Source organism: Erwinia aeris, from assembly GCF_041224955.1.
In the GTDB taxonomy this organism is placed as follows: domain Bacteria; phylum Pseudomonadota; class Gammaproteobacteria; order Enterobacterales; family Enterobacteriaceae; genus Erwinia; species Erwinia aeris.
In genome coordinates this window covers 115,280-140,971 of sequence record NZ_JBGFFX010000003.1, presented here as the reverse complement: position 1 = coordinate 140,971, position 25,692 = coordinate 115,280, and the positions used below count along the sequence as shown (strand labels likewise).

Annotated in this window: 26 protein-coding genes; 20 read left to right on the top strand and 6 right to left on the bottom strand. The window is 51.4% G+C overall.

The annotated features are described in order from the left end of the window. Positions 1-391: 391 nt before the first annotated feature. The 3 genes from AB6T85_RS06800 (at position 392) to AB6T85_RS06790 (ending at position 2,372) form a co-directional block, all read left to right on the top strand. A complete protein-coding gene (locus tag AB6T85_RS06800) occupies positions 392-697 on the top strand; it encodes a hypothetical protein (RefSeq protein WP_369895108.1) in 306 nt (101 codons plus the stop codon). Between the two features lie 48 nt (positions 698-745). Further along, complete coding sequence (locus AB6T85_RS06795; RefSeq protein ID WP_253455971.1) at positions 746-1,201, top strand: hypothetical protein; 456 nt, start codon at positions 746-748, stop codon at positions 1,199-1,201. Positions 1,202-1,268: 67 nt separating this feature from the next. Next, positions 1,269-2,372 carry a nucleotide disphospho-sugar-binding domain-containing protein gene (locus tag AB6T85_RS06790; RefSeq protein WP_369895106.1) on the top strand — a complete coding sequence of 368 codons (1,104 nt, stop codon included), beginning with the start codon at positions 1,269-1,271 and terminating at the stop codon, positions 2,370-2,372. Positions 2,373-2,805: 433 nt separating this feature from the next. Here AB6T85_RS06790 and AB6T85_RS06785 read toward each other — a convergent pair whose 3' ends face one another. Beyond that, entirely contained in the window at positions 2,806-3,063 is a 258-nt protein-coding gene (locus AB6T85_RS06785) for a helix-turn-helix domain-containing protein (protein WP_369895293.1), read from the bottom strand. Between the two features lie 115 nt (positions 3,064-3,178). On the opposite strand from AB6T85_RS06785, the gene AB6T85_RS06780 reads away from it, so the two are divergent. The 12 genes from AB6T85_RS06780 to AB6T85_RS06725 all read left to right on the top strand — a co-directional run bounded on the left by AB6T85_RS06780 (position 3,179) and on the right by AB6T85_RS06725 (position 15,505). Next, complete coding sequence (locus AB6T85_RS06780) at positions 3,179-3,439, top strand: helix-turn-helix domain-containing protein (RefSeq protein WP_253455977.1); 261 nt, start codon at positions 3,179-3,181, stop codon at positions 3,437-3,439. Positions 3,440-3,634: 195 nt separating this feature from the next. Next, on the top strand, positions 3,635-4,054 hold the full coding sequence (gene umuD, locus AB6T85_RS06775; RefSeq protein ID WP_253455981.1) for a translesion error-prone DNA polymerase V autoproteolytic subunit: 420 nt from the start codon (positions 3,635-3,637) through the stop codon (positions 4,052-4,054). Between the two features lie 3 nt (positions 4,055-4,057). Continuing rightward, positions 4,058-4,438 carry a hypothetical protein gene (locus AB6T85_RS06770; RefSeq protein WP_369895104.1) on the top strand — a complete coding sequence of 127 codons (381 nt, stop codon included), beginning with the start codon at positions 4,058-4,060 and terminating at the stop codon, positions 4,436-4,438. An 88-nt stretch (positions 4,439-4,526) separates the two neighbouring features. Next, complete coding sequence (locus AB6T85_RS06765) at positions 4,527-5,165, top strand: transcriptional regulator (protein ID WP_369895103.1); 639 nt, start codon at positions 4,527-4,529, stop codon at positions 5,163-5,165. A 377-nt stretch (positions 5,166-5,542) separates the two neighbouring features. Then, positions 5,543-6,319 (top strand): transcriptional regulator, encoded by a 777-nt coding sequence (locus tag AB6T85_RS06760; protein ID WP_369895291.1) that lies wholly within the window; start codon positions 5,543-5,545, stop codon positions 6,317-6,319. Positions 6,320-6,510: 191 nt separating this feature from the next. Next, positions 6,511-7,053: a fimbrial protein gene (locus AB6T85_RS06755; protein WP_301730322.1), complete on the top strand. Its 543-nt coding sequence runs from the start codon at positions 6,511-6,513 to the stop codon at positions 7,051-7,053. Between the two features lie 64 nt (positions 7,054-7,117). Next, positions 7,118-7,801, top strand: a complete 684-nt coding sequence (locus AB6T85_RS06750; protein ID WP_369895100.1) for a fimbrial biogenesis chaperone — start codon at positions 7,118-7,120, stop codon at positions 7,799-7,801. Between the two features lie 193 nt (positions 7,802-7,994). Continuing rightward, positions 7,995-10,439 carry a fimbria/pilus outer membrane usher protein gene (locus AB6T85_RS06745; protein ID WP_369895099.1) on the top strand — a complete coding sequence of 815 codons (2,445 nt, stop codon included), beginning with the start codon at positions 7,995-7,997 and terminating at the stop codon, positions 10,437-10,439. Positions 10,440-10,482: 43 nt separating this feature from the next. After that, a complete protein-coding gene (locus AB6T85_RS06740; protein WP_301730325.1) occupies positions 10,483-11,427 on the top strand; it encodes a fimbrial protein in 945 nt (314 codons plus the stop codon). A 281-nt stretch (positions 11,428-11,708) separates the two neighbouring features. Next, positions 11,709-12,065, top strand: a complete 357-nt coding sequence (locus AB6T85_RS06735; RefSeq protein ID WP_301730326.1) for a hypothetical protein — start codon at positions 11,709-11,711, stop codon at positions 12,063-12,065. Positions 12,066-12,123: 58 nt separating this feature from the next. Continuing rightward, positions 12,124-13,416 (top strand): HlyD family secretion protein, encoded by a 1,293-nt coding sequence (locus AB6T85_RS06730; RefSeq protein ID WP_369895097.1) that lies wholly within the window; start codon positions 12,124-12,126, stop codon positions 13,414-13,416. Then, positions 13,406-15,505 (top strand): peptidase domain-containing ABC transporter, encoded by a 2,100-nt coding sequence (locus tag AB6T85_RS06725; RefSeq protein WP_253456004.1) that lies wholly within the window; start codon positions 13,406-13,408, stop codon positions 15,503-15,505. The genes AB6T85_RS06730 and AB6T85_RS06725 overlap by 11 nt, the downstream gene beginning before the upstream one ends. Positions 15,506-15,558: 53 nt before the next feature. Here AB6T85_RS06725 and AB6T85_RS06720 read toward each other — a convergent pair whose 3' ends face one another. Both AB6T85_RS06720 and AB6T85_RS06715 read right to left on the bottom strand, forming a co-directional pair. Beyond that, positions 15,559-16,143 (bottom strand): YceI family protein, encoded by a 585-nt coding sequence (locus AB6T85_RS06720; RefSeq protein WP_253456007.1) that lies wholly within the window; start codon positions 16,141-16,143, stop codon positions 15,559-15,561. 218 nt (positions 16,144-16,361) lie between these two features. Beyond that, positions 16,362-17,219, bottom strand: a complete 858-nt coding sequence (locus AB6T85_RS06715; protein ID WP_369895095.1) for an SDR family oxidoreductase — start codon at positions 17,217-17,219, stop codon at positions 16,362-16,364. A 112-nt stretch (positions 17,220-17,331) separates the two neighbouring features. On the opposite strand from AB6T85_RS06715, the gene AB6T85_RS06710 reads away from it, so the two are divergent. After that, a complete protein-coding gene (locus AB6T85_RS06710) occupies positions 17,332-17,733 on the top strand; it encodes a winged helix-turn-helix transcriptional regulator (RefSeq protein ID WP_301252146.1) in 402 nt (133 codons plus the stop codon). Between the two features lie 166 nt (positions 17,734-17,899). Here the strand turns inward: AB6T85_RS06710 and treF are convergent, their stop codons facing one another. Then, positions 17,900-19,543, bottom strand: coding sequence for an alpha,alpha-trehalase TreF (treF, locus tag AB6T85_RS06705; protein ID WP_253461146.1), 1,644 nt, complete (start codon positions 19,541-19,543; stop codon positions 17,900-17,902). Between the two features lie 503 nt (positions 19,544-20,046). Between treF and AB6T85_RS06700 the strand changes: the two genes are divergently transcribed. The 3 genes from AB6T85_RS06700 (at position 20,047) to AB6T85_RS06690 (ending at position 22,989) form a co-directional block, all read left to right on the top strand. Continuing rightward, complete coding sequence (locus AB6T85_RS06700; protein ID WP_253456016.1) at positions 20,047-21,345, top strand: MFS transporter; 1,299 nt, start codon at positions 20,047-20,049, stop codon at positions 21,343-21,345. A gap of 124 nt (positions 21,346-21,469) precedes the next feature. After that, on the top strand, positions 21,470-22,099 hold the full coding sequence (locus AB6T85_RS06695; RefSeq protein WP_301252144.1) for a LysE family transporter: 630 nt from the start codon (positions 21,470-21,472) through the stop codon (positions 22,097-22,099). Next, positions 22,099-22,989: a LysR family transcriptional regulator gene (locus AB6T85_RS06690; RefSeq protein ID WP_301252142.1), complete on the top strand. Its 891-nt coding sequence runs from the start codon at positions 22,099-22,101 to the stop codon at positions 22,987-22,989. The genes AB6T85_RS06695 and AB6T85_RS06690 overlap by 1 nt, the downstream gene beginning before the upstream one ends. Positions 22,990-23,017: 28 nt before the next feature. Here AB6T85_RS06690 and AB6T85_RS06685 read toward each other — a convergent pair whose 3' ends face one another. Beyond that, on the bottom strand, positions 23,018-23,797 hold the full coding sequence (locus AB6T85_RS06685) for an L-threonylcarbamoyladenylate synthase (protein WP_125290242.1): 780 nt from the start codon (positions 23,795-23,797) through the stop codon (positions 23,018-23,020). 244 nt (positions 23,798-24,041) lie between these two features. Here AB6T85_RS06685 and AB6T85_RS06680 point away from each other — a divergent pair, with 244 nt between their 5' ends. Then, complete coding sequence (locus tag AB6T85_RS06680) at positions 24,042-24,572, top strand: GNAT family N-acetyltransferase (protein WP_369895093.1); 531 nt, start codon at positions 24,042-24,044, stop codon at positions 24,570-24,572. A gap of 27 nt (positions 24,573-24,599) precedes the next feature. Here AB6T85_RS06680 and AB6T85_RS06675 read toward each other — a convergent pair whose 3' ends face one another. Next, positions 24,600-25,667, bottom strand: a complete 1,068-nt coding sequence (locus AB6T85_RS06675) for an SDR family oxidoreductase (RefSeq protein WP_253456026.1) — start codon at positions 25,665-25,667, stop codon at positions 24,600-24,602. Between the last annotated feature and the right edge of the window lie 25 nt (positions 25,668-25,692).

Here is a 25,692-nt window from a genome sequence, read left to right as displayed (position 1 = left end):
AAAAAGGGTACAGAATTTATAATAAAGAGCCTTTAGACACCACAGGAATAAAATTAAATTTTTTTTAAAGTTATCAAAGCGTCAGTATTGCGTCAATGATTACGCTAGTGCCAGCTAATGATAATTTCATTTAATATAATTTAACTGCGTTATTTTTTAGGACCATGTATACATAAACTACCCGAGCATAATTTAGCCAGACAAAAATAGACTGCGGTATCATTTTCATTACCTCTCAATCCCGCTGGGAAAATAGCGACCAATTAAAAGGTAAGGTTTGTAGAACTTATAATCACGAACAGATGAAACTAATTTTTTATTGCTTACTGTAAAGATAGCGTTATTATACTTTACAAAAATGTACAATCAGACAACATCAAAGGAGAATAAAATGCGCAATTTAAGTATTGAAGAAATGCAGTTAGCCAGCGGGGCTGCGGATATTGTGAGCGCTGCTCAGACTATCGGTTCTGCCGTTGGTGGCACCGCTGGCGCCTATGCAGGAGCAGAAGAAGGAGCCTTAATCGGTGCCGGCATGGGCGGGCCTGCCGGTGCCATTATTGGTAGCGGTGTAGGTGCAGGCGTTGGTTACTTTGGCGGTGATGCCATTGGCTCGGCTATCTCTGCCGGTTACGATGCCGTCGGTAGCTATTTTGGCGGCGATTCAGCCTCTTCTTCATCGTCTTCAGGCGCTTAACCTGTTTTACCTGCGGGCGGCTGCTCTGTATTGAAAGGAAATTAGTAAGTGAATACTCGCTATACGCTTCATCGACTGAGCCTGCTTGACCAGTGGCGTTTTGACCGTTTTCGCCTGCTCTTTTGCATCGCCGTCGTGCTTATTTTTTCCGCCGTGATTTACTGGGTTCTGCCTTTGTTTGGTCATGGCAATGTACAGAACGGTTTTGTCGGAATGTTGTGCGGACTTTCCGTTAATTTCTGGCTGACTTGTATAGGCCGCCTGCGTATTGATTCTGTCGATTATGTGGACAAGCTGGCAGTAATCCTGGAGCGTTACAAATATAAAAAAAATGGTTTGGGCTATTACGACATCCCGGCGCATCGCTATATGAAATTTAAATCTCAGCGGATTTATCTCAACAGAAAAAACGAAACCCTGGTGATTACCGGTCCCTATAACATCCTGAAGAAAGTTATTAAGCAGCTTAATGCCGGCGCACCTTCTGAAGATGCGACTAAATAGTCTCAATCTGAGGCGTACCTGACAGACAAAACGCTGATCATTATTTCTTGTAGAGAAGGGTTTTCCCATGCGCGTTCTTTTTATCGGCCCTCCTTTATATGGCCTGCTATTTCCCGTGCTATCTCTGGCTCAGGGATTTCGCGCTAACGGACATGAAGTGCTAATCGCCAGCGCCGGAAAGTTTGCACAGAAGGCTGCCGAAGCAGGTCTGGTGACGTTTGATGCTGCGCCAGGACTTGATTCCGAATCCGAATACCGACGTCAGGAAGAGAAACGAAAAAAAAGCAATAAAACAGGAAACTTCTCTTTTTACAGTGACCAAATGGCCGATCGGCTTATAGAGCTGGCCGGCAAATGGCGGCCCGACCTGATCGTCTATCCTCCGCTTGGCGTGGTCGGCCCTCTGATCGCGGCCAAATACCGTATTCCTGTTGTGATGCAGTCGGTGGGTTTTGCCCATACGTCATGGCATATAAAAATGGTGACGCAATCGTTAGCCGATGCCTATGCTCGTCATGGCGTTACTGCACCGCCGCGCGATCTTGCCTGGATTGATGTTACACCGCCGAGCATGAGCATCCTGAAAAATGAAGGCGAACCCGTCATTTCTATGCAGTACGTTCCCTATAATGGAGGCGCCGTCTGGCAAAAATGGTGGGAGAGAACCCCGACACGAAAGCGTTTATTGGTTAGTCTTGGCACCGTCAAACCCATGGTCGATGGTCTGGATTTGATTTCGTGGGTCATGGACTCGGCAGATGACGTGGATGCTGACATTATTCTTCAGCTGGCGGCCAATGCACGCGTTGGCCTACGTCAGCTTCCGCCAAATGTAAGACTGGTCGACTGGATCCCGATGGGCGTATTTCTCAACGGCGCAGATGGATTTATTCATCACGGCGGCGCAGGCAACACCCTGACAGCCCTACGCAGCGGCATCCCTCAGATAGTGTTTGGCGAAGGTGCCGACCGGCCTGTTAACGCCAGAGCTGTTGTTGAGCGAGGCTGTGGGATCATACCCGGCAAAAATGGCATAACAAGCGAAGGGATCAATACCTTTTTGGGCAATAGAGCATTGCGCGAAGCTTCGGCACAGGTTGCTGTGGAAATGGCTGCACAAGCCAGCCCTTCAGACGTTGCAAAAGAGCTTGTTACAAGGCTAAGCGGTTAATCATCGTCAGCTGCGCTATTTGATCCTTACGCCAACAGATAATAACTATGGCCAGTCAGGCTTTTGGCTGGACTCTATACTGCAAAAACAGCTTCGATTTCATTAACGCAAATGAATGTTAGCAACGTTTGCTTTTAACGCTTTGTTGTCTGTTCATGCCTCGGGCTTAGTTCTTATTCTCATCAGTGCCTGTTCAACTTTCTCCGCATTCTGCTCCGGTATAACTTCTTTATTAGCTATGCCGGTTTGGTCACCTGACGCTGTGCGGTATGTCTGAACATAATGTTCTGACCGGCAGCTACAGCAATAAATTTATCTTGCTGGGGTATGTGATAAAGATTTGTCGATCCGGAGGGACGAAGTCGATGCTGATAAAGAAGCCATTTGATGAAAAAAGGGTTGCGTAAGCGCAGAAATATCACAGGCGATACGCTCACCGGTTACACATTCGGCTAATCATTTTAACGCCGCCATCCTTACCTGAGTTATTATATCGCGAAGGCCAGATGCGCTCCGGCTCGGTGTCCAGAGCTATGGCAATCAGCCTCTCCCCTTTTGGCCAGTGGCGGTTCAGCGCGTTGGCCAGCGTGGACGAGGCCAGCCCAGCCTCGCGGGAAACGGCAGACAGCGTCGTGCCTCTCTTCTTCAGCTCGGCAATGATATCTGCCGGGTGCCAGTCCTTATCGGTTATCTCTGTCATCCTTGTCAGCTTCCATCAGACGTTGCTTGTTGAGTATCACTAAACAACTACGATGTTAAGTAATGCTAAACAGTAAGTCAATGTATGATTGTTGATGGTGTTACTGATGATCCCAGCTCGTTTGAAAGCCGCCCGTCTCCATGCTCGTCTGACTCAGGAAAAGCTGGGCGTTCTGGCGGGCATTGAAGAGGAAACGGCGCGCTCGCGCGTTTCGCAATACGAAGGCGGGATCCATCGTCCAACGTTTGAAACGATGTGCGCCTTTGCAAAAGTGCTCAACGTGCCGGAATGCTATTTTTATACGATTGATGACGCCTTCGCCGAGACGATTTTAGCGCTCTGGCACCAGAGACAACGTCCCGCCTGACGCCGCTTTAACAGTGGCCCTGTCGCTTTTCAGACAATCGCCAGCCCTGCGGTCGCTCCCCTTATTTCACAAGCTGTACGCCTGTTCCGATGTCTTTTCCTCTGTCGCCAGAAGCAAAAAAACCATCGTCAGGCTTGATCGTTTCCCGTAAATGATAATACTGTGTTTATATACAGCTTATTTCGGGATAACCCCATGAATTTACTTCGTCCGGTCGAAGTCCGCGCGCTTCTGCGGCTGCCGCTCTTTATGAGCCGCGTGCCCTGCGGCTCACCTGCCAGCGCGCACGACCATGTTGAACAACGTCTGGACTTAAACGATCTGCTGGTGCAGCGGCCGGAGAGCACCTATTACATTCGCGTCAGCGGCGACTCAATGAAGGATGCCGGGATCGATGACGGCGACCTGCTGGTGGTCGATAACGGTATTGCCGCCGATCACGGCGATATCGTGGTCGCGGCGGTAAACGGCGAGTTCACGGTAAAAAAGCTGCAGCTGCGCCCGGACGTGCGGCTGCTGGCGATGAACAAGGCCTGGCCGCCGATAGTGCTGGCGGAAGAAGAGCAGCTGGATATTTTTGGCGTGGTGACCTTCACCATTAAGGCGATGGAGTAAGCCATGTTGAATAATCGGGTTTACCGCGCCTGCGCCTCTGACGTTCAGACTTCGCCGCCGCATCAGGTTAAGTTTTTGTTCAGTCGGCTGCACGAGCTGGTGCCGACTAATAATGATTGCTATCTCTGCGCCTGCAACGGCAGCTTTTACATTATCGATCGTTACCGGCCTGCCGTAGCGGGCAGCCGCGTGCTGATTGATGTGGCAGGCCGCTGCGAATGGGCGCGTATCGGAAATAATCCACAACGAATCGTCACCGATTGCGGGCAAACGATTGAGGGTAATCAGCTACAGGAAGCGATCATACTGGGGGTAGTAATCCGCGAGGTGGTGCCCACCTACCCATTTAATCGCTCTGACATAAGCTTAATTGGCAACGATTAGGAAAATTCTTAAATCTCTGTTGCTGAATAAAAGAAATGTGGTATTTTTATTCATACAAAGGGATATGAAGAGGATATTCAGAGGGAACATGAACAATTCTTATGTTATCAATAATGCTATAAAGTTTAGCCCGGCTGATAATAAGCTATTTTTTTTAAACGGTACAGCTGATGCCATTACTCTTAACCACCCGGCCAGCCTGTGTTTTCTTGAATTAATAAGAAAACAGGGTGAGATAATCACTCAGCAGGATTTTATGAATGAGATATGGCATAAAAATGGAAAATATGTAACAGCCAATACTTACTATCAAAATATTTGCCTGCTACGTAAATGTTTAAAAAAAACCGGGCTGGACGAGAACACTATTGTCACGGTGCCCCGTAAAGGACTGATGCTGCCACGATCCGTTGAAATCAAAATCCTGCCCGTAGCTTCAGCAGACCCGCTTAATCATATGGAAGGCAGGCTGGCGGCCTGCAGCCAGCCTGAACCTACCGTCGGAAACGCCCCGACTGGAGTCGCTTCGCCGGGCATTAAGCCCGCGGCAGAACAAGCTTTCTCCGATTCGCCAGGAGTTAAGCCATGTGCATTGATACAAGGAACGCAGAGAAAAAAAGCAATGCTGAAGTTCCCCCATGCAGGCTGGAAACGATATAAAACATCTTTCTTATTCACGCTTTTATTCTTTTTTGATTTTATTATAACCATCAAAGTTTTCCCTTAAACACCTACCATAAATATTAATTAACAGTTCCGGATGGATTTTATCCATTCGGATCAAAAAGCACAAAACACCATAAGAAGAAGGAAAGCTTCACACTCTTTAATACGTGGATGGGCGGCCATCTTTTCTGCTGTTGCATATAGCAGATAAGAAGGAAGATCGGCGAACGCCGTTCTGAAAAAAATCTCCTGTGAATAAGATATAATTCAACAGCCCTGCTGTAGACTTCACTATCTTGTTACTATAAGAATAGCGATAGGCCAGACCACTTCAGGCGCCTGCTTCACTTATTTTTATCATTAAATGGCGCGATGGATCTTAAACAGTGGACTGAGCAGCAATGACTTTGACAGGTGCAGGAGGCATCAGTGATAACTATGGGAAAAAATCTTATCGGTAAAAAAAATGGCGTGATCTTCATTATCAATGAAGAGATCACGTTTGATCCTGATAAATGCATTATAAGGAATATCATGCATAACCAGGAAATCAGGCTGAATATGCCTGCCAGCCGTTGTCTTACTCTGCTGTTAATGAATCCGCATTCCGTGATATCCAGGGAGCATTTCCTTGAAGAGGTTTGGCAAAAAAACGGCGTTGTCGTCTCACAAAACACTTATTACCAGAACATATCAATATTGCGCAAAACTTTAAAGCAGGCCGGATTAAGTGGTGAATTTATTGTTACCGTTCCTCATAAGGGGCTAACCTTATGCCAGAACATTACGATAACACACCAAAAAATCAGAGAAACGGATCCGGAGAATGATGTTATTAAAATGTCATACAATAAAATCCATAATATGAAAATAGCACCACAAGCGGAGAAAAAGGAGAGCTCCCGGAAGGCCCTTCCTTTTTTTAATCGAGGGGAAATCCGATTTTTTTTCACGGACGGAGATGAATGCAGGCACATCTTCTCGATGATCCTTATCGCTTTGATAATCTCTGTCATCATAACATTGATTAACAGTTATGCTGTAAATGCCAAAGGGATCACCCCCACCACGAAAGAGCAAAAAAGCGAATTACCTTTTTGTTTTGCAAAACAAAAGACCGGCTGTTCTGAAATTGTTTTAATGAGCAGAAGGTTCTCTCTTTCACAAAATCACGCTGTGATTCACAAGTCCCCCAAGCTTAGTCTGTTCAGATGAATCTCATCAACAACATAAATTCACAATGCTTCATATAGACTACTTCCAAATCTTACGATTATATTATCGGCGCTGCATCAGCTTGCAGGCAACAGATAATTCCCGTTGCTTTTAGCGTATCGGCTATAGGTTACCGGGAATGCCTTATTTAAATTGCATTATCAGGATTATTATTAACAAGGAATAGCACTATGAAAATTTATAACGCGCTGTCAGCGCTGGCTTTATTAACCATTTTCTCTACTACTTCCGCAGCTGCCGCAGACGGGACAATTAACTTTAAAGGCAGCATTATCGATACTGCCTGTACTGTTGACCTCGACGGTGCTGGCGCGACAACCATGGATGTTATCATGGGAAATGTTCATAAATCCGCGTTTAGCGGCGTAGGATCAACGGCTGGCGGCAGTGCCAGCGCCACTAAATTTACTCTTACCCTGAAGGACTGTCCGGCAACCGCAGCCACGGCAAAAATAAAATTTGATGGTATCGCCTATGCAGGTGATAACACCGTGCTGGCTTTGACTGATGAAGCAGGCGTTGCAACAGGCGTAGGTATTCAGCTCTCCGACAGCAGTGGCGTTCTGCCTTTATATACCGAGTCAGCTTCCTATCCGCTGACTTCTGGTACCACTTCCAATACTCTGGACTTCTATGCTCGCTATATCCAGAAAGCGGCTACCGTCACTGCTGGCCCGGCTAACTCCGTAGCAACTTTTACCGTTAATTATTAATTTGCTGAACATTAACACCATCCGTTACGGATGGTGTTTTCCATCGCTCCCAGGAGGATAAAACATGCGACATTTCCATATTTTCCTGTTTTTTATTGGGATGTTAAGTATCTCAGGCGCCAACGCTGGCGTCATTATTGGGGGTAGCCGGCTGATTTATGAAGGAAACAAAAAAGAAAAAGCGATCGGTATAGAAAATCCGGATACCTCTCCTTATTTAATCCAGTCATGGATCGAAGATGAACAGGGGAATACCATTAAAGATACGCCCCCTTTTATTGTCACGCCGCCTTTATTCAGAATGGATGGCGGTCAAAAGAACCTGCTGCGTATTATTCGGGGAGCACGTGCATTGCCTCAGGATAAAGAGTCTCTCTATTGGCTCAATATCAAGTCTATTCCCTCATCATCAGAAGAGAACAGAAACACGCTGCAAATAGCCGTGCGCGCCCGACTCAAACTGATTTACAGGCCAGATGCCCTGTCGGGAGAAACAGCGGAAAAGCATACTGATGAGCTGGTCTGGAAAACAGAAGGAACAACCTTAACCGTTACTAACCCTTCTGATTACTATATGAATTTTATGTTTATAAAAATCAATAATAACAGTATTACCGAAGGTGGACTGGTCGCGCCACGCTTATCCGCAACCTTTAAACTTCCGGCCAGCAATGTTGCTGGCAATATTAGCTGGAAGTTAATAAATGATTATGGCGGTATCGGCGAGCTGCATCAGGCTTCACTTTAATTTTAAAGGATGAATCACGAAAGTTTTCTTAACTTTTGCAACTTTCGACCCACCTGTACTTACGCAATGGAATGTGATTATGTATGGAACCTCATCTGCCAGATGTAAGAAAAAAATTAGCCGTTGCCTTTGGCCACTGATGCTGCCAGCCCTGCTGGCTGGCCTGATTGAAAAGCAGGCTAATGCGAGGGAGATGTTCAACCCCATTTTTCTCCAAACCAGCAGCGGAAGTACGGAGATAACCGATCTGTCGGTATTCGAGAATCCGCAGTCTCAGGCGCCGGGCGATTATGTAGTCGATATTTTTATTAACGATAGCTTTGTCGAAACTAAAAAAATCACCTTTTTTAACCACGAGCTGTCAGCAAGCGAGAAGGTTCTACAGCCCTGTTTAAGCCTGCAACTGCTGGCTTCCTACGGCGTGCGCACCACGGCCTTTCCGGATTTAAAAGAGAACGCGGCGGGATGCGTTGCGGTTACCGCGATACCGCAGGCCTCTGTCACCTTCAATTTTAATACTCAGCGACTGATGTTAAGTATTCCGCAAGCAGCACTGCGCACCAGCGTCAGGGGATTTATTTCGCCAGAGCAGTATGATGAAGGGCTGACGGCGCTTTTCCTGAACTACCGATTTTCTGCGGCTAATAATTATGCCCGTGACATTCATGCTCACGACAGCGACAGCCAGTACCTTAATCTGCGCCCCGGATTGAACATGGGAGCATGGCGGCTACGCAATTACACCGCCTGGAACCGCAGCAGCACCTCAAAAGATAAAGGCAAATGGGATGCCGTCTATACCTATCTGCAACGTAATATTATTCCGCTGAAAGCGCAGCTTACCGTAGGCGAAAGCACCTCGCCTGCCGATATCTTCGAAAGCGTGCCTTTTCTTGGCGCGCAGCTGGTTACAGATGATGAAATGCTACCGGAGAGCCTGCGCGGTTACGCTCCGGTAGTACGAGGAACGGCCCGGACAAATGCTCAGGTTATTATTCGCCAGAACGGCTATATCATTTATCAAAGCTATGTTGCGCCGGGCGCTTTTGAGATCGCCGACCTGTACGCTACCGGCGGCAGCGGTGATTTATACGTCACCATCAAAGAAGCCGATGGCAGTGAGCAGAATCTGGTTGTGCCTTATGCTTCCCTGCCGGTACTGGCGCGTGAAGGCTATCTTAAATACAGCTTCACCACGGGTAACTATCGTCCTTACGACAGCGCCGTTGATGAAAGATATTTCAGCCAGGCGACGGTTATCTACGGCCTGCCCTGGAATATTACGCTGTTTGGCGGCTTACAGGCTGCCGCAAACTACCAGTCGCTCGCCTTCGGCATCGGTAAAAATTTTGGCGGCCTGGGCGCGTTCTCTGCCGACGTGATTAATGCCTGGTCAACGGTAAAAGACCAAGGCAAAACCGACGGCCAGTCCGTACGACTCCGCTACAGTAAAAACTTTTATGAAACGGGGACTAACTTTGCCATTGCCGGTTACCGCTATTCGACCCGTGATTACTATTCTCTGCCCGAGCTGATGGATACCTGGCGTTCAGGCTACAGCTCATTGTACCGGGAACAGGCGCGTAACCGCACGGAGCTGACGCTGAACCAGCATCTGGGCCAGTCCGCAGGCGCCCTGAGCCTCAGCCTGTTACGGGAAGACTACTGGCGTACCAACCGCCGGATGGAGTCGGTTTCTACCAGCTACAACAACAGTTATAACGGCATCAGCTACGGCGTAAGCTACAGCTTTAACCGTAATTCGTCTGACTTCTCCGGCAATCGCACTGACGCCAAAGATCGGATCTTTTCCTTCAACGTTTCTATGCCGCTGAGTCGCTGGCTGCCCAACAGCTGGGCGAACTATACGGTGACCAGCAGCAAACCGGGAAGCGTCAGCCACAGCGCTGGCCTGAGCGGTACGGCGCTGGAAAACAACAACCTTGCCTGGAACCTGCGCCAGGGGTATGCCAGCCAGGGGACGGGCAACAGTGGCAATCTTGACGCCGATTATCGCGGTACTTACGGTGAGGTCACCGCCGGTTATGGCTATGATCAGACGATGAAAAGAGTGAGCTATGGTGCCGAGGGCGGCGTGATTATCCATAGTAAAGGCGTCACTTTGAGCCAGCCCTTTGGCAATACGGCAGCGTTAGTGGAGGCGGAAGGCGCCAGCGGCGTACAGTTAATTAACCAGACCGGCGTTAAAACGGATTTCCGTGGTTATACCGTTGTACCGAACGTTGCTCCTTATCGTCGCTCAGATATTGCGCTTGATACCACCACGCTGTCTGAAGATGTCGATCTGGCGTTAAGCACTCAAAGTGTAGTGCCCACACGAGGTGCGATTGTTCATGCCCGTTTTTCCGCCCGGGTAGGCGGCAGAGGGATCATGACGCTGACGCATAACGGCCAGCCGGTTCCTTTTGGCGCAATGGTGGTGGAGGCTAATGAACAGGATAAGCAAGGATATATTGTCGGAGAAGCCGGTCAGGTTTATCTCAATGGGCTTAAACCTTCAGGGACTTTGCTGGTGCAATGGGGTAAAGCCAAAGAACAGCAGTGTCGCGTGAACTATAAGCTATCTGAAAAGAAAACCGGGAACGGTGTTCAATCTTTGACTGGCGTCTGTCGGTAATCGGAAAGGATTCATTCTGCTGGGCAGAAGGAGTATTGCAGCAATGAGAGTTTTTAAATTTAGCCTGAAAGTAAGAATAATTTTTTTATTATTATCCCTGCCCTCGTTTTCTTGCGTTGGAAGCTGCGTAATGGGTTCGACAGTTAAAGCCTCGACCGGCGCATTAACATTAGCGGTGGATCCAAGAGTGAATATAGGGGAACAAATAGGTATCCGCTACGGTAAGGGATTTGCCGGTCAGACATTTACCGTTATCTGCACAGGAAGCACGCCTTATCGCTCCGCCTCTCTGTTAACGGCCAGTACAACTGTAGCAGGTGCCTATGAAACAGGAATTGCAGGTGTGGGCGTCATCATTAGCGATCTTTACAAGGCAGGCGTAAACGTTCCTCTTAATACATCCGTTTCACCCAATTCGCTGACGCCCTGGGTAAACCAGAATGAAGTCAAACTGACCTTTGTAAAAACTGGCCCAATAACGCCTTCAGCAATCGGTAGTAAGGTTTATGCCAATTTCTATCTGAACGGCGGAGCCTTTGCAACGCTGACGGTAAACAGCCTGGCCATTATTCAAAAAAGCTGTCTGGCGGATGTGAATTCACAAAATCAAACTGTGAACCTCGGCAGCCCAAACCGCAGTGAGTTCAGCGGCGTGGGCAGCACGGCTGCCTCTTCAGAACGCAACTTTAGCGTAATACTACAGTGTGAAGCAGATAATATTCCGGTTCAGGTAACGTTCAATCCGGTAGGAAATTCATCCGCTGACGGCCTGCTGGAAATTGATGCGGATGCGGAAGCAGCGGCGGGCGTCGGCATTGAGGTTCTGGACAGTAGCAGAACCCCGCTTACTTTTGCTGCGGCAAAGACTTACCACGCCGCAGCGGAAAAAAGCATCGAAATCCCATTGATTGCCCGCTACAAACAAACCGGAGAGATTTCACCAGGGAAAGCCAATGCCGCCATGACTTTTACTATTACTCAAAATTGATGCTGGCTGACATTTGAAGTTAAAAAATTTATATTCAATTCAGAATTCATAAGATATACATGCAGTCAAAACTAACAAATTAATTCCTCAAGAGTGCGTTTAACCTGCATTCTGAACAATGACCATAGAACTTTTCAGGAAAAATTCACATAAAACGGTATTAAAGCCACTTGAATGACGAAGGAAAAACGCATTAATATTTACGCCTCGGTTTTACACGAGAAGTAAAAACAGGAAGGGCTTATTTATATAAGTCCATAAAATAAAAAAGGAGTAGTAAAATGAAAGAACTTTCAGTAATGGAAATGAACGATGTTTCTGGCGCCTATAGCTGGGACTTCACTAACTTCTGGACTGCTGGCGCAAGCCTTATCGGTAATGCTGCCGAACTGGTTGGTTCTGCAGCACTTGGCGCTGCCGTTGGTGGCGCAGCTGGCGCAGTAATTGGTGGTAAGCACGGCGGAGATGGCGGTGGTATCCTGGGTGTGGGTATCATCGGCCAGGGAGTTGGTATGATTGGTGCTGGCATTATTGGTTCAATTTGCTTCGGTATCACGGGCGCATTATTTGGTTGGGATAACACCACTAAATATGCAGAAAACGCAATCAATGGCCTGATAAACGGAACGATTTACTAAATCCGCATGGTTATCAAGAGCCACTCCGGTGGCTCTTTTTTTCTCTCTGGAAACTCCTATGGATAACAATAAAAATAAAAGCCTGTTCCGCAGCGACGCGTTGGATTATCAGCGCCAGAAGTGGACAGGAAAGGCGCTGCTTATTTCTAAGATACCAGCATCTGTTATTACAGGATTTTGCCTGCTTTTTCTTATCGTAGTTATACTGGCTATGGTCTTCTTTGATTACAGCAGACGTATTGATGTTGATGGTGAAGTGATTACCCTTCCTCATGCTATCAATATTAATTCACCACAGCAGGGTTATATCACCACCACCTTTGTTAAGGTTGGCGATCGCGTTAAAAAAGGCGATCCGCTGTATGAACTGGACGTTGCCCGTATTACCTCTTCAGGAAACGTCAGCAGCGCCGCCGTCGAATCCATTAAAATTCAGACGGCTAATCTTCATGCAATGATTGCTAAATTAGAAAGTAATAAAGCGTCTACGCTGGAAAACCTGCAGTCGCAGATAGACAGCTATGCAAAGGCCCATAAAGAAACCGAGAAGATGGTTAACAGCGCCCGCGAAGGCGTAAAAAAAATGAATGAAAGCCTGAATAACTATGAAAAGTATTTAAAAAAAGGGTTAATCACTCAGGATCAGCTTAATTATCAGCGCGCGCAGTCGCTTTCCCAGCAGAGCGCCTATCAGGCGCTGAACAGTCAGAGTATTCAGGAAAAAATACAGCTTTCGCAATTACGCAGCGATAAATTTACGCGTGCCGCAGATTTTGATAACCAGATTATTCAAAATAAATCTCAGCTAAGCGATCTGGAACGACAGCTGGCAGAATATAAAGCGAATAACAGTATCATTATCAGTGCAAAGCTTGACGGTATTATCGAATCGCTTAGCGTAACGCCGGGCCAGATGGTGGAGACCGGCGCCAGCCTGGCGCAGATTAAGCCGGTGGATAACGTGCACTATTTTTTATTGCTCTGGCTTCCGGATAACAGCCTGCCCTATGTCAAAGTGCAGGACGGCATTAATATCCGCTACAACGCTTTCCCTGCTGATAAGTTTGGGCAATTCCCAGGAAAAATCATCTCGATTTCCTCTGTCCCTGCCTCGCCGCAGGAGATGAGCACCTATAGCAGCGGTGCCCGCCAGGAGAAAGGCTCTTATTACAAAGTTCTGGTTGCCATTAACGATATAGAATTCAGTGATAAGGGAAAAAAACTGCAAATATCTGGCGGCCTTCAGGCCAGGGTCATCGTCTTCCTTGAGAAAAAGCCGTTATATCAATGGGCGATTGCGCCTATAAATAAAATAAAAAATAGCGTGAGTGGAGTTGTCAATGACAGGTAAGTCGCTTTTTGAAAAAATTAACAGCAAAATAAATTTTTCACTGCGCCGTAAAGTTCCGAAAATTTTGCAGTCGGAGTCCTCAGAGTGCGGGCTGGCTTGCCTGGCGATGGTCTCTTCTTACTACGGTCTGAACGTCGATTTATTTAACCTTCGTCAGAAGTTCGGCGTATCAACCAAAGGCGCGACCTTAAATCTTGTGGCCGGCATCGCCTCGCAGCTTCAGCTGAAAACCCGCGCGCTTTCGCTGGATATCAATGAGGTCGGTAAGCTGAGAACGCCCTGCATTTTGCACTGGGATATGAACCATTTTGTTGTCCTGGTAAAAGTGCGCCACAACTCATTTGTGATCCACGATCCGGCCTTCGGGCGGCGGGTGGTGGGTATGAAGGATATGTCCAACCACTTTACCGGCGTGGCGCTGGAGCTGTGGCCGGATAAGGAATTCCACAAAGAGACGGTAAAAACCCGGCTGCGCCTGCTGGATCTGATGAAAAACATCAATGGTCTGCCCGGCGCGCTGTTAAAAATATTCGCGCTGTCAGTCGTCATTGAGTCGATTAATCTGCTCCTGCCGGTAGGAACTCAGCTGGTGACTGACCATGTTATTCAGGCGCATGATTACGATCTGCTAACCGTGATCTGTCTCGGCCTGATTATCTTTACCCTGTTTAAAGCCTTTGTCAGCGTAATACGGGCATGGACCTCGATCGCGCTGGGCACGTTGACGGATGTGCAGTGGAAGACCACGCTGTTCGATCATCTGATGAAGCTGCCTTTATCCTTTTTCGAAAAGAGACATCTTGGCGATATTCAGTCCCGTTTCTCCTCGCTGGACGCCATCAGAACAACATTTACCAACAGCATCGTTACCGGGATTATCGATACCATTATGACTATCGGGCTTTTTGCGATGATGATGGTTTACGGCGGCTGGCTGGTCTGGGTCGTGATGGGCTTTACCCTTTGTTATGCACTGATGCGTCTGGTTACCTATCGCCTGTATCGCCAGCTGTCAGAAGAACAGATTGTCAAAGGCGCCAAATCCAGCTCCCACTTTATGGAAACGCTTTACGGTATTTCCACCGTAAAATCCCTTGGTATCGATAATATTCGCTCCAGCCACTGGCTTAATCTGAATATCGACGCCACCAATACCGGCATTAAAATTACCCGGTTTAATATGATGTTTGGCGGCATCAATACCCTGGTCAGCACGCTGGATCAGGTGGCCATACTCTGGCTGGGGGCTTCCATGGTGATTGATAATAATATGACCCTGGGGATGTTTATGGCTTTTAACTCCTACCGGGGACAATTTTCCCAGCGCGCTGGCAGCCTGATCGATCTGGCGCTGAGTCTGCGAATGCTCTCGCTTCATAATGAAAGGATTTCCGACCTTATTTTCACCGAGGCAGAAGAAACCGTCGCGCCACGGGCTATTTTCAGGCCCGGAGAAGGTATTGCGCTTAACGTCAAACAAGTCAGCTATCAATATGATGCGTTATCAAAACCGATTTTTACCGATCTGAATATTGCCGTTCAGCCCGGGGAAAGCGTTGCTATCGTCGGCCCTTCCGGCGTCGGGAAAACGACCTTGCTTAAAGTCATGAGCGGTCTCCTTATGCCCACCAGCGGCGAAATTCTGGCCGGAGGCCTGGATATTCATAAAATCGGGTTGAATAACTTCCGGCAAAGCATTGCCTGCGTGCTGCAGGATGACCGGCTTTTTTCAGGATCTATCGCGGACAATATCTGCGGTTTTTCCCCGGATGCTAACCGGGAGCTGATTATGGCGTGTGCGGTTTACAGCAATATTCACCACGAAATAATGAGTATGCCGATGGGCTATGAAACCCTGATTGGCGAGTTAGGCGCAGGCATTTCCGGCGGTCAAAAACAGCGGCTGTTTATTGCCCGGGCGCTTTACCGGCGTCCCAGCATCCTGTTTATGGATGAAGCAACCAGCCATCTTGATATCGAGAATGAAAAGGCCATTAATAACGCCATCTCCTCGCTTAAAATCACCCGCATTATCGTGGCCCACCGCCCTTCCACCATCGCCTCTGCCGATCGCGTAATTGAGCTATAGCGGCCCGATTTAAAGCCCGCTGAAAAGCGGGCTTCAGAGCAGCCGATGCGGAATTACTTCGCGTAGGCTTCGGTAGTAATGGTCAGCTTCACGTCGTCGCTGACGGCCGGCACATATTTATCCAGCTTAAAGTCGGAGCGTTTAAAGGTGGTGGTGGCATCAAAGCCAACCGCTTCCTTCTTCACCATCGGGTGCATGCCCTGCTTGTTCAGCACCGCATGCAGCACGACAGGTTTGGTGATGCCCTTAATGGTCAGGTCGCCGTGTACATCCAGGGTATTTTTACCGGTGCTGACCACTTTTGTGCTTTTAAAGGTCGCATTCGGATATTTGGTCACGTCGAAATATTCCGGGCCTTTGAACTCTTCGGTCAGCTTGTCTACGTGCGTATCAATGCTGTTGACCGGAATAGTCACGTCCACTTTAGAATCGCTGACTTTAGCGGCATCAAAATCAATATTGCCGGTAACATCAGACAAATCGGCCGTTGGATGGGAAAAACCGAAGTGGGTCCACGAAACAACAACGGAGGTATGCCCGCTGTCCATTGCGTAATTAACGGGCGCGGCGGCAGAAAATTGTGACCAGAGCGCGGAGCTGATTAATAACGGTAAAGCGACTTTCTTGATTAACGTCATGCCGGTTGTCCTTATTTTCACCAGGAATGTTTAAGGATAGTGCAGCATTAACGGTTTGCCCGATAGTGAAGATATTTGACCGGCTTTGTCAAAAAGATTAGCCAACAGCAAAGGATCCTGGCGATCGAGCGGGACGACCGGGGATCCCTTTTGCAAGATTATCCGGACGCAGCAATGCTTTAACAGCTATCACCGCGTCCCGTGCGAAAAGCGCGGCTTTAAGCTTTGGCCACAAACGCTTTTACCACATCCTGCCACGGCGTGGTCGCCCGGCCGATCAGGCGGCTTAAAGTATGGCTGTCATCATACAGCGCGCCTTTGGCCGCATTGGCATCCGAATCCGCCAGCATCTCTGCCAGCCCGTCAGGCAAACCGGCCGCTTTTAACGCGGCGGCAAAGTCGTCCTGAGGCAAATTTTGATAACGTACGGCTTTACCGCTGGCCTGGGCGATTTCCGCTGCGAACTGCGTCAGCGTATAGGCCTCGTCGCCCGCCAGCTCGTAAACTTTATCAACAGGCGCGTCGCTGGTCAGTACAGCAGCCGCCGCTTCAGCATAATCCTGACGGGTAGCAGAAGCGATTTTGCCCTCGTCGGCCGCACCAATAAACACGCCGTGCGTCAGCGCTGGCGCAATGCTGGCGGCATAGTTTTCGCTGTACCAGCCGTTGCGAAGAATAACGTAAGGCACGCCGGATGCAATCAGCGCCTGCTCGGTTGCCCGGTGTTCATCGGCCAGCCCCATCGGCGAGCTGTCGGCATGAAGCAGGCTGGTATAGGCCAGCAGCTTAACGCCTGCTGCTTTGGCCGCCTCGATGGCCGCTTTATGCTGCGCCTCACGCTGGCCGATCTCGCTGGAGGAAATCAGCAGCACTTTATCCACGCCGCGAAAAGCGTCGGCCAGCGTCTGCGGTTGGTTATAATCGCCCTGGCGTACCTGAACGCCCAGCGCGGCGAGGTCGGCCGCTTTCGCCGGCGAACGCACCACGGCGACCAGCTCTTCGGCAGACGTTCTTTTCAGTAAAGCATCAATCACCAGGCGGCCAAGCTGGCCGGTTGCTCCGGTTACTGCAATCATAATGTTCTCCTTAGCGGTGATAAAAGCGCATCCGGCTTAGCCCCGGAAGCGTTGTGTTCAATCAGCCTATGCCATACACTAACCAAAAGTAAGTACTTACAGGTTTGTTAGTATGGAAAAAAATAGTTCCTCAATCGTTTCGCTTCGCGACAGGCTGCAACGCGGCGAATTATTGAACCGCGACTGTCCGTCGCGCGAAGTATTAAAACGCCTGACCGGCCGCTGGAGTTTGCTGGTGCTGATTGCGCTGGAGAACGACACGCTGCGCTTTGGCGAACTGCGGCGCAAAATAGGCGGCGTCAGTGAAAGAATGCTGGCGCAAACGCTGCGTTTTATGGAGGAAGACGGCTTTGTGGAGCGTATCGCTTATGAAGTGATCCCGCCGCACGTTGAATACAAACTTACCGTGTTGGGTCATGAAGCGCGCGACCGCATTACGGGCCTGGCCGACTGGATCGAGGATAATCTGCATCAGATTATTGATAACCGCCGCCAGTTTTCAGCAGAGGAATAAATCTGTATTCGGCGGCGGCCAACGCCATGCTGCTGATTTGCTCCTTTTCCCTTCCCGGCAAAACGGTTGATAAAGTTCACCTTACCCAGTGATGGCATATTATTTTCGCCGACCCTGAATAAAAAAGGCCTTCATAATGAAGGCCTTTAATAATTAAGCGCGCCATTTATCGCTTCGGCGCCGCATCCGGATACATCGCCAGCAGGCGACGCGTAACGCCGTTTGTCCAGCCGAATCCATCCTGCAACGGATATTCGCCGCCGCCCGCTAATACCGGCGCGCGGCCGGCAACGTTATATTTCTCCACCATCTTATGGTGACGATGATAGGTAGCGCCCGTTACCTGAAGCCAGCGTGCGGCTATTTCTTTCGCCAACAGCTCTTCACCGTAGTTATTAAAACCCTTGATCGCCATCCACTGCATCGGCGCCCAGCCGTTGGGTTTGTCCCACTGCTCACCGGTTTCTTCTACCGTAGTCAGCACGCCACCCGGCGCCAGCAGATGCGAGCGTACCGCCGCAGCGGTGGCAGCCGCCTGCTCCAGGCTGGCCATTCCTACGTAAAGCGGCGTCACGCCAGCCGCCGAGAAAGCGCCTTTTTCGCGCTCCCGCCAGTTGTAGTCGCGGTACAGCTCGGCCTGTGCGTCCCATAACCAGGCATCGACCGCTTCACGGCGGCGCACGGCTTTTTGCTGAAACAGTTCTGCGGTCGCACGATCGTTTTTACGGGCAGACAGGCGAGCGATCGTGGTTTCCAGCTTGTAGAGAAACGCGTTTAAATCGATCGGTACAATGCTGGTGGTCTGGATGCTTTCCAGCCGTCCTGCTTCGCTCAGCCAGCGGGAGGAAAAGTCCCAGCCGGAGGCCGCGCCCGCTCGCAGATCGCGATAAACCTCGCTGGAAGGCCGCGCCGAGTTTCTGGCGGTTTCCACGTCTTCAATCCAGGATTCGTCGCGCGGCGTATCGCGATCGTCCCAGTAGCGATTCAGTACCGATCCGTCCGGCATCATCACCACATGACGCCATGCTTCGCCGGGCGTCAGCGACTCCGTGCCGTCCATCCAGAAGTCATATTCACGCTTCAGCTGACGAAGATAACGCTGCGCCTGGCTAACGCCATCTTTTTCAAACAGTTCGACCATCAGCGCAAACACTGGCGGCTGCGAGCGGCTCAAATAATAGGTGCGGTTGCCGTTTGGAATATGGCCATATGTATCGATCATCCACGCAAAGTTATCCGCCATCTGGCGCAGCAGATCGGTCTGTCCGCCAGCCGCGAAGCCCAGCATGCTGAAGTACGAATCCCAATAGTAGGTTTCGCCAAAGCGGCCGCCCGGCACGACATAAGGTTCCGGCAACGGCAGCAGCGAAGAAAATTCAGAATGCTTTTCCGGCTTGCGCGTCAGTACCGGCCACAGCGAGTCAATATGCTCGCCCATGCTTTTTGCCGGATCGGCCACGTAGCGGCTGTCGTTAATTTTCGGCAGGTCGAAATTCTCCAGCACAAAGGCCAGCAGGTTAAAATCCTCTCGCTCGCGCTGAATAAAGTAGCGGTAGAGGATCATCTCCGGTTCGATTTTCGGCGCGCAGTCTGCAAAGGTTTTGCTGTCGGCAAAGATCCTTGCGCTCTGCACGGCTTCAAAGAGTTCCTGGTAGCGATCGGAAGGCGTCAGAATATCCGGCGCAGGCAGTCCCTGAATAGGTTCAGGCTGCGGTTCGGCCAGCATATCCAGCGCTTCATAATCGTGATAATAAGCTTCGTAATCTGCCAGGTTATTGTCAATGGTCAGGTCGTTATGATTAAAAGCGATAAAAACCTCCTGATGTCGATGATTGACAATGTGGTGTACGGTTAATTATGTATAAGGTTAAGTATAGTACTCGTGTCTCATAGTGCAAATAAGCGCGAATATGACAGAAGTTAAGATAATATTTCAAAAAATAAACAAACAAAGAATAATCGCTATTTCCCTCCTTGATTAAAGGAATAGCAAGAGGTGAAACCCCTCTTACATTTTCTGAAAAAAATGAAATAAAGCAGCCGCCCTCTCTTTAGCAGGTTCAGGCCCACCTTGCCCCATCTTTCGGGCTTCCGCCTGTTGCTTCTTTCTGCTTGCCCGCAGTCGGTACAAAGCAGCTTCAATCGAAAATTAAAGCGATGCTTTTTCATTCTTTGAAAAATTATTTAAATTTCTCATTTACATTAAATTTAAACGGCCGAATACTAATGCGGGTCAAATGCTGTTATGGCGATGGCAGCGATAAGTTTATCTGATAGCAAACCAGCCCTTTCAAATACGATTAAGGAAATCTCGTGGCACCGGTAGTAAATAAATCCGCAGCGTTGCACTCGGAAAGTCTTACAGATGAAGACGACAGTTTAGTTTCTCCCGTTAATTCTCCTGATATAAATAAAACCTATATTATTCGCGGCACGCGCAGATTTATGCACGCCACGCTGGCGCTGTTCTGCGCCGGCCTGTCCACCTTCGCCGTACTGTACTGCGTGCAGCCTGTGCTACCTGTTTTTTCGCAAAGCTTTCATCTGACGCCTGCGCAAAGCAGCCTGTCGCTGTCGGTCACCACCATCATGATGGCGCTGGGGCTGCTGGTGACCGGGCCGCTGTCGGACGCCATCGGCCGTAAATCGGTGATGTCCGTTTCGCTGCTGCTGGCCGCCTGCTTTACGCTGATCTGCGCCACCATGAGCAGCTGGGAAGGCGTGCTGGCGATGCGCGCGTTGACCGGGCTGGCGCTAAGCGGCGTCGCGGCGGTGGCAATGACCTGGCTGAGTGAGGAGCTGCACCCGGTTTTCCTCTCTTTCTCTATGGGCCTTTATATCAGCGGTAATTCGATTGGCGGCCTGGTTGGGCGGCTCTCTACCGGCATGCTGGCCGATCACTTTTCCTGGAACGTTTCGCTGTTCGTGGTCGGCCTGTTCGCGCTGACGGCCGCCGGGCTGTTTTTCCGCCTGTTGCCCCCTTCGCAGCACTTCCGCGCCACTTCGCTGCGGCCGCACCAGCTGCTGGTCAACTTTATGTTCCAGTGGCGGGATATGGGATTACCGATGCTGTTCCTGGTCGGCTTTATTCTGATGGGCAGCTTCGTGACGCTGTTTAACTATGTCAGCTTTCGCTTTCTGGCCGCGCCTTTTTCCCTCAGCCAGACGGTGGTCGGTCTGCTCTCCGTCGTCTATCTGACCGGCACTTACAGCTCGCCGAAGGCGGGCGTGATGACCGCTCGCTACGGGCGCGGCGTGGTGCTGATGGCTTCGCTGCTGTTGATGCTGGCCGGCCTGATCGCTACCCAGTTCACCACGCTGTTGCTGGTGCTGCCAGGCCTGATGCTGTTCGCCGCCGGTTTTTTCGCCGCGCATTCGGTCGCCAGCAGCTGGGTCGGTCACCGCGCCCGTCGCGCCAGAGGCCAGGCTTCTTCGCTCTACCTTTTCTTTTATTACCTGGGATCGAGCGTGGCGGGGACGCTGGGCGGCGTGTTCTGGCACGGCTACGGCTGGGCTGGCGTCTCCGCATTTATCGCCGTGATGCTGCTGGGCGGGCTATGGCTGGCTAACAAACTGCGCCAAATTCCCGTGCTGGTGAAAAAAGTCCGTTAGTTTTACGGGGCGGCTCGCATTCTCCGCCCCGAACCGCTTCTGCTTAATTTACTTCCCCCTGCGCAGCCATTAAGCTACGGCCACCCGAAAGGTTCCTGTCGCTCATTGTTCAAGGAATAGTGTTATGTCGCTCCACCTCTGGCTTGCCTATGCCGGTATTATTGCCGTTCTTATCGCCGTTCCCGGCCCTTCTGCGTTGGTCAGCATGACGCACGGGCTGCGCTACGGCCGACGCCGCGCGCTGGCGACGGTGATCGGCGGCGTGATGGCGGCCATGACGCTGATGACCGCATCGGCGCTGGGGCTGGGCGCGATCCTGGCGGCCTCCACTACCGCCTTTACCGTGCTGAAAGTGGTCGGCGCCGCCTATCTGATCTGGCTGGGCATCAGCGCCTGGCGCAACAGCGCGCCGGCAGAAAGCATCGTTATCAGCGGCCAGCCGCAGGCGATGCCCGGCCTGCTTAAACTGTTTCGTAAAGGCTATATGGTCGGCATCAGCAATCCCAAAGACCTGCTGTTTTTCGCCGCGCTGTTTCCTAACTTTGTGGAAGCCAGCCAGCCGCACGCTGTCCAGTTCGCCACGCTGGCCGTCACCTGGGCCGTCACGGACTGCGGCCTGATGTTCGCTTACGCCTGCGCCGGTCGCCGCCTTTCTGGCGTATTTGCCAACCCGTCGCGCCTGCGCCTGCTTAATCGTGCCGTCGGCAGCCTGTTTGTCTTTGCGGGCAGCGCGCTGGCAATCTCCGCCCGCTAATGAGCGACGTCGAAAACCTGCACGCGATGGTGATTTTTGCCCGCGTGGTAGAAACGCTGAGCTATACCGAAGCGGCAAAACAGCTGGGGATATCCAAGTCGGCGGTCAGCAAAGAGATCGCCGCGCTGGAAATACGCCTGGGCGCAAAGCTGCTGCTGCGCACCACGCGCAAGATCGCCGTAACCGAGGTCGGCATGACCTGGTATCACTACTGCGCGCGCATTCTCAGCGAGGTAAAAAGCGCCGAGCTTTTTATTCGCCGCTTCCACGAGGAGCCGACCGGCAGCCTGCGCGTCGTCGCGCCGGTTACCTTCGGCTGCCAGTGCATCGTGCCGGTGCTGAACCAGTTCGTGGCGGGCAATTTGCACGTCAGCGTAGATCTCGACCTTACCGACAGGCCGGTGAATCTGGTGGACGATAATCTCGATCTGGCTATCGTCATCCGCCGCGACAGGCCGGAACATCCGCACTGCCTGCCGCTGATGGATATCAGCTGGGGGCTTTACGCCGCGCCAGCCTACCTTGAGCGTTTTAGCGCTATCCAACGGCCGGAAGATCTGACGCGCCACGACTTTATCCTGTTTCGTGGCCCGGCCCATACTATCTCGCTGCCCTTTCGCAAAGAGAAGCAGAAGCGGGATATCGAGGTGCGCAGCCGGTTTCGCGCCAATAACAGTACCGCGCTGGTTAATTCAGCGGTGGCGCAAACGGGGATAGCCTATCTGCCGGATTACGTTGCCCTACAGGCGGTGGAGGAAGGAAAACTCTGTCGGGTACTGCCGGAATGGGAAATGGATCTTTATAAATCCTGGATCCTGACCAAAGAGAACGGCCTGATTGCGCCGCGCGTCAGACTGTTTATCGCCGCGCTGCAGAAAGCGCTGAGGTAAGGCGGAACCGAAGCTCCGCCCTGCATAATCAGTAGTAGTTGCCGTGGCGGTAATCCCAGGTGGTAAAGGTGTCTGACAGCATCGACATGATTTTATCCACGTCCAGCCCTTTACGGATCAGCACCGGACAAGGCGTAATGTTGCGCTCACCCTTCTGCTCCGGCACCAGCTTGCCGTTTTCATCCACCATCGCCACCATCACGCCCTGCTCGTAGCGGGTTTTCTCCGATTCGTTAGGCTGGATAGACTTCACATAGTCGTTGGCTTCGATAATCAGATCCGCCTGGGATTCGATACGCTCGCCGATGCCTTCGACCAGGCCACGGTTGCCTTTGCCTGATGGGTTAGCCGAGCTGGCGAAGGAGAATTTACCGTGGTTTTCCCACAGCTCTTTCGCCAGTTTCTCGCCGGGCACGCCGAATTTAATCACGAAGCAGCTGGTCTGACGGCGATCCATCATCAGATCTTTTGAACCGTCTTCCGGGATACGCGCCACCGCCTCTTCTTTCCACGGCAGGATGCAGCCCAGCAGCACGTCTTTGTCCCAGTGCTGCTGATACAGCGATTCAATTTCCGGGTTCAGCTGCGCCAGCTCTTTCAGCTGCTCCAGCGAGCCACACAGCACCACGCCCGGCTTATTGCGGTTGCGCTGCTTGGCGTCGAACTTGCGCTCCAGGCCTTTCGCATCGGAAGTCATGATGATGTAGCCCACTTTGGTCGGGCAGACGATCATGCCGCCGTCGGCAGACAGGATATTTACCGCTTCCGGCTGCAAGCCGCCGTTCCAGTGAATGGTTTTATTGCTCATGATTGCCCCTGCCAGTATAAGAGTCATGTGGGGGTCAGCGCCTTTTTGGCCTGCCCGGATAACTTCATCCTAACGCAGGCGGCTTTTTTCGCAACAGTCAGGCGCCTCTTTCGGCTATTGTTTCCACCAGGAAACAATTGTTGCAGAATGAGGCCGGATAGCGCCGCCAGACCTGCGGAACAAAGAAAGTTGAACCCTTCGCGGATTTTCGCCACTCACCTTTTTTAGCCTGAGCGAGCACCCTATGCAGATTGCCTTTTTCGCCGAGCAAGATCGGCTTGCCTTAAGCAGTTGGTTTACGTCGCAGGCCGACGTTACGCAGTGGGCCGGGCCGGGCGTCGCCTGGCCGCTGGAAGAGTCGTTTCTCGCCACGCTGCTGGATTCCGCCAGCCAGCAGCCTGCCAGGCTGCTTACTTTTGCCGGAAAACAGGCGGGCGAACTGGCTGCCGTGGCGCAGACAGGCTTTGACTGGAACAACCATCTGGCCTGCCTCTGTCGCGTGGTGGTCAATCCAGCGATGCGGGGACAAAATCTGGCGGAGCACATGCTGCGCCAACTGATTGCGACGGCTTTTCAGCAGGAAGGCATCGAGCGTATTGAGCTACGCGTCTACACCTTTAATCAGGCGGCGATACGTACCTACGAGAAGCTGGGTTTTGTGCGGGAAGGCGTACAGCGGCAGGGCGTGGCGGTAGGAGAAGCGCGCTGGGACTGCGCGCTCTATGGCATGCTGCGTCAGGAATATGTGCAGCCTGAAGCAGCGCGCCGCGCGTAATGGCCGTCACGCGCGGCGCCTGTAGCATCAGGCCGGGATAAGTTTTTCCGCCTTCAACCTGTCAAACAGCGCGAAAAACGCATCGCGCGTGGGCTGATAACCGGTAAAGCCCGCCTTGCGGCTTTTGCTGACGTCGGTAAAGACCTCCATCGGGCGGCCCAGATCGGCGTCGGTATGCCACCAGGAAACCAGCCGGTTGATATCCGCTTCCTTGAGGTCGAACTGCTGCGCGATGGCTTTCCACTGCTCTGCCGCCGCATCCATCCGCCCTTCCAGCGGCTGCATCTCGTCCGGGTAAGGCGCGGCTTCCACGCCAAAATAGTCGGCGATCTGGCCCCACATCCATTTCCAGCGGAACACGTCGCCGTTGACCACGTTGTAATCTTCATTCTGCGCCGACGGCGTGGTCGCGGCCCATTCCAGCTGCTGCGCCAGCACGCTTGCGCTGGTCATATCGGTCACGCCTTCCCACTGCGCTTTCGAGCCGGGGAAGATAAACGGCTGGCCGGTCTGCTTGCAGAGGCTGGCATAAACGGCCAGCGTCTGGCCCATGTTCATCGCGTTGCCCAGCGCAAAGCCGATAATGGTATGCGGACGGTGCACGCTCCAGGTGAAGCCATACTTCTTCGCGCCCGCAAAGACTTCATCTTCCTGCGCGTAATAGAAGTTATCGACAGGCTGGCGGCCCTGCTCTTCGCGGAACGGCGTCATTGGCACCGCGCCTTTGCCATAGGCGTCAAACGGCCCCAGATAGTGTTTAAGGCCGGTGACCAGCGCCACGTGGCCGCCTTTCAGGCCGTCGCCCAGCGCGTCGATCACGTTACGCACCATCGCGCCGTTTACGCGGATATTCTCTTTTTCATTGGCCTGACGCGACCAGACGCTGAAGAAGACCTTATCAACCTTCAGGTCAGCCAGCGCTTTCTTAACGGATTCAGCATCGGTAAGGTCGGCGGTCAATGCCGTGCAGCCCGCCGGCACCGCCGTGCGGCCGCGTGAAAGGCCATAAACTTCCCAACCGTCGCCGGTCAGCTGCTCTGCCAGTGCGGTACCGATAACGCCGCTGACGCCGACAATAAGTGCGCGTTGTTGCATAAATTTTCCTCCTGATTGCTAATTC

Coding starts and splice junctions, on each gene's coding strand:
- AB6T85_RS06675 (WP_253456026.1), bottom strand. CDS start 25,667: ATGCAACAACGCGCACTTATTGTCGGCGTCAGCGGCGTTATCGGTACC.
- AB6T85_RS06710 (WP_301252146.1), top strand. CDS start 17,332: ATGGAAAAAAATAGTTCCTCAATCGTTTCGCTTCGCGACAGGCTGCAA.
- AB6T85_RS06790 (WP_369895106.1), top strand. CDS start 1,269: ATGCGCGTTCTTTTTATCGGCCCTCCTTTATATGGCCTGCTATTTCCC.
- AB6T85_RS06780 (WP_253455977.1), top strand. CDS start 3,179: ATGATCCCAGCTCGTTTGAAAGCCGCCCGTCTCCATGCTCGTCTGACT.
- AB6T85_RS06685 (WP_125290242.1), bottom strand. CDS start 23,797: ATGAGCAATAAAACCATTCACTGGAACGGCGGCTTGCAGCCGGAAGCG.
- AB6T85_RS06745 (WP_369895099.1), top strand. CDS start 7,995: ATGTTCAACCCCATTTTTCTCCAAACCAGCAGCGGAAGTACGGAGATA.
- AB6T85_RS06800 (WP_369895108.1), top strand. CDS start 392: ATGCGCAATTTAAGTATTGAAGAAATGCAGTTAGCCAGCGGGGCTGCG.
- AB6T85_RS06720 (WP_253456007.1), bottom strand. CDS start 16,143: ATGACGTTAATCAAGAAAGTCGCTTTACCGTTATTAATCAGCTCCGCG.
- AB6T85_RS06770 (WP_369895104.1), top strand. CDS start 4,058: ATGTTGAATAATCGGGTTTACCGCGCCTGCGCCTCTGACGTTCAGACT.
- AB6T85_RS06735 (WP_301730326.1), top strand. CDS start 11,709: ATGAAAGAACTTTCAGTAATGGAAATGAACGATGTTTCTGGCGCCTAT.
- AB6T85_RS06755 (WP_301730322.1), top strand. CDS start 6,511: ATGAAAATTTATAACGCGCTGTCAGCGCTGGCTTTATTAACCATTTTC.
- AB6T85_RS06690 (WP_301252142.1), top strand. CDS start 22,099: ATGAGCGACGTCGAAAACCTGCACGCGATGGTGATTTTTGCCCGCGTG.
- AB6T85_RS06730 (WP_369895097.1), top strand. CDS start 12,124: ATGGATAACAATAAAAATAAAAGCCTGTTCCGCAGCGACGCGTTGGAT.
- AB6T85_RS06725 (WP_253456004.1), top strand. CDS start 13,406: ATGACAGGTAAGTCGCTTTTTGAAAAAATTAACAGCAAAATAAATTTT.
- AB6T85_RS06715 (WP_369895095.1), bottom strand. CDS start 17,219: ATGATTGCAGTAACCGGAGCAACCGGCCAGCTTGGCCGCCTGGTGATT.
- AB6T85_RS06695 (WP_301252144.1), top strand. CDS start 21,470: ATGTCGCTCCACCTCTGGCTTGCCTATGCCGGTATTATTGCCGTTCTT.
- AB6T85_RS06750 (WP_369895100.1), top strand. CDS start 7,118: ATGCGACATTTCCATATTTTCCTGTTTTTTATTGGGATGTTAAGTATC.
- AB6T85_RS06760 (WP_369895291.1), top strand. CDS start 5,543: ATGGGAAAAAATCTTATCGGTAAAAAAAATGGCGTGATCTTCATTATC.
- umuD (WP_253455981.1), top strand. CDS start 3,635: ATGAATTTACTTCGTCCGGTCGAAGTCCGCGCGCTTCTGCGGCTGCCG.
- AB6T85_RS06765 (WP_369895103.1), top strand. CDS start 4,527: ATGAACAATTCTTATGTTATCAATAATGCTATAAAGTTTAGCCCGGCT.
- AB6T85_RS06680 (WP_369895093.1), top strand. CDS start 24,042: ATGCAGATTGCCTTTTTCGCCGAGCAAGATCGGCTTGCCTTAAGCAGT.
- AB6T85_RS06740 (WP_301730325.1), top strand. CDS start 10,483: ATGAGAGTTTTTAAATTTAGCCTGAAAGTAAGAATAATTTTTTTATTA.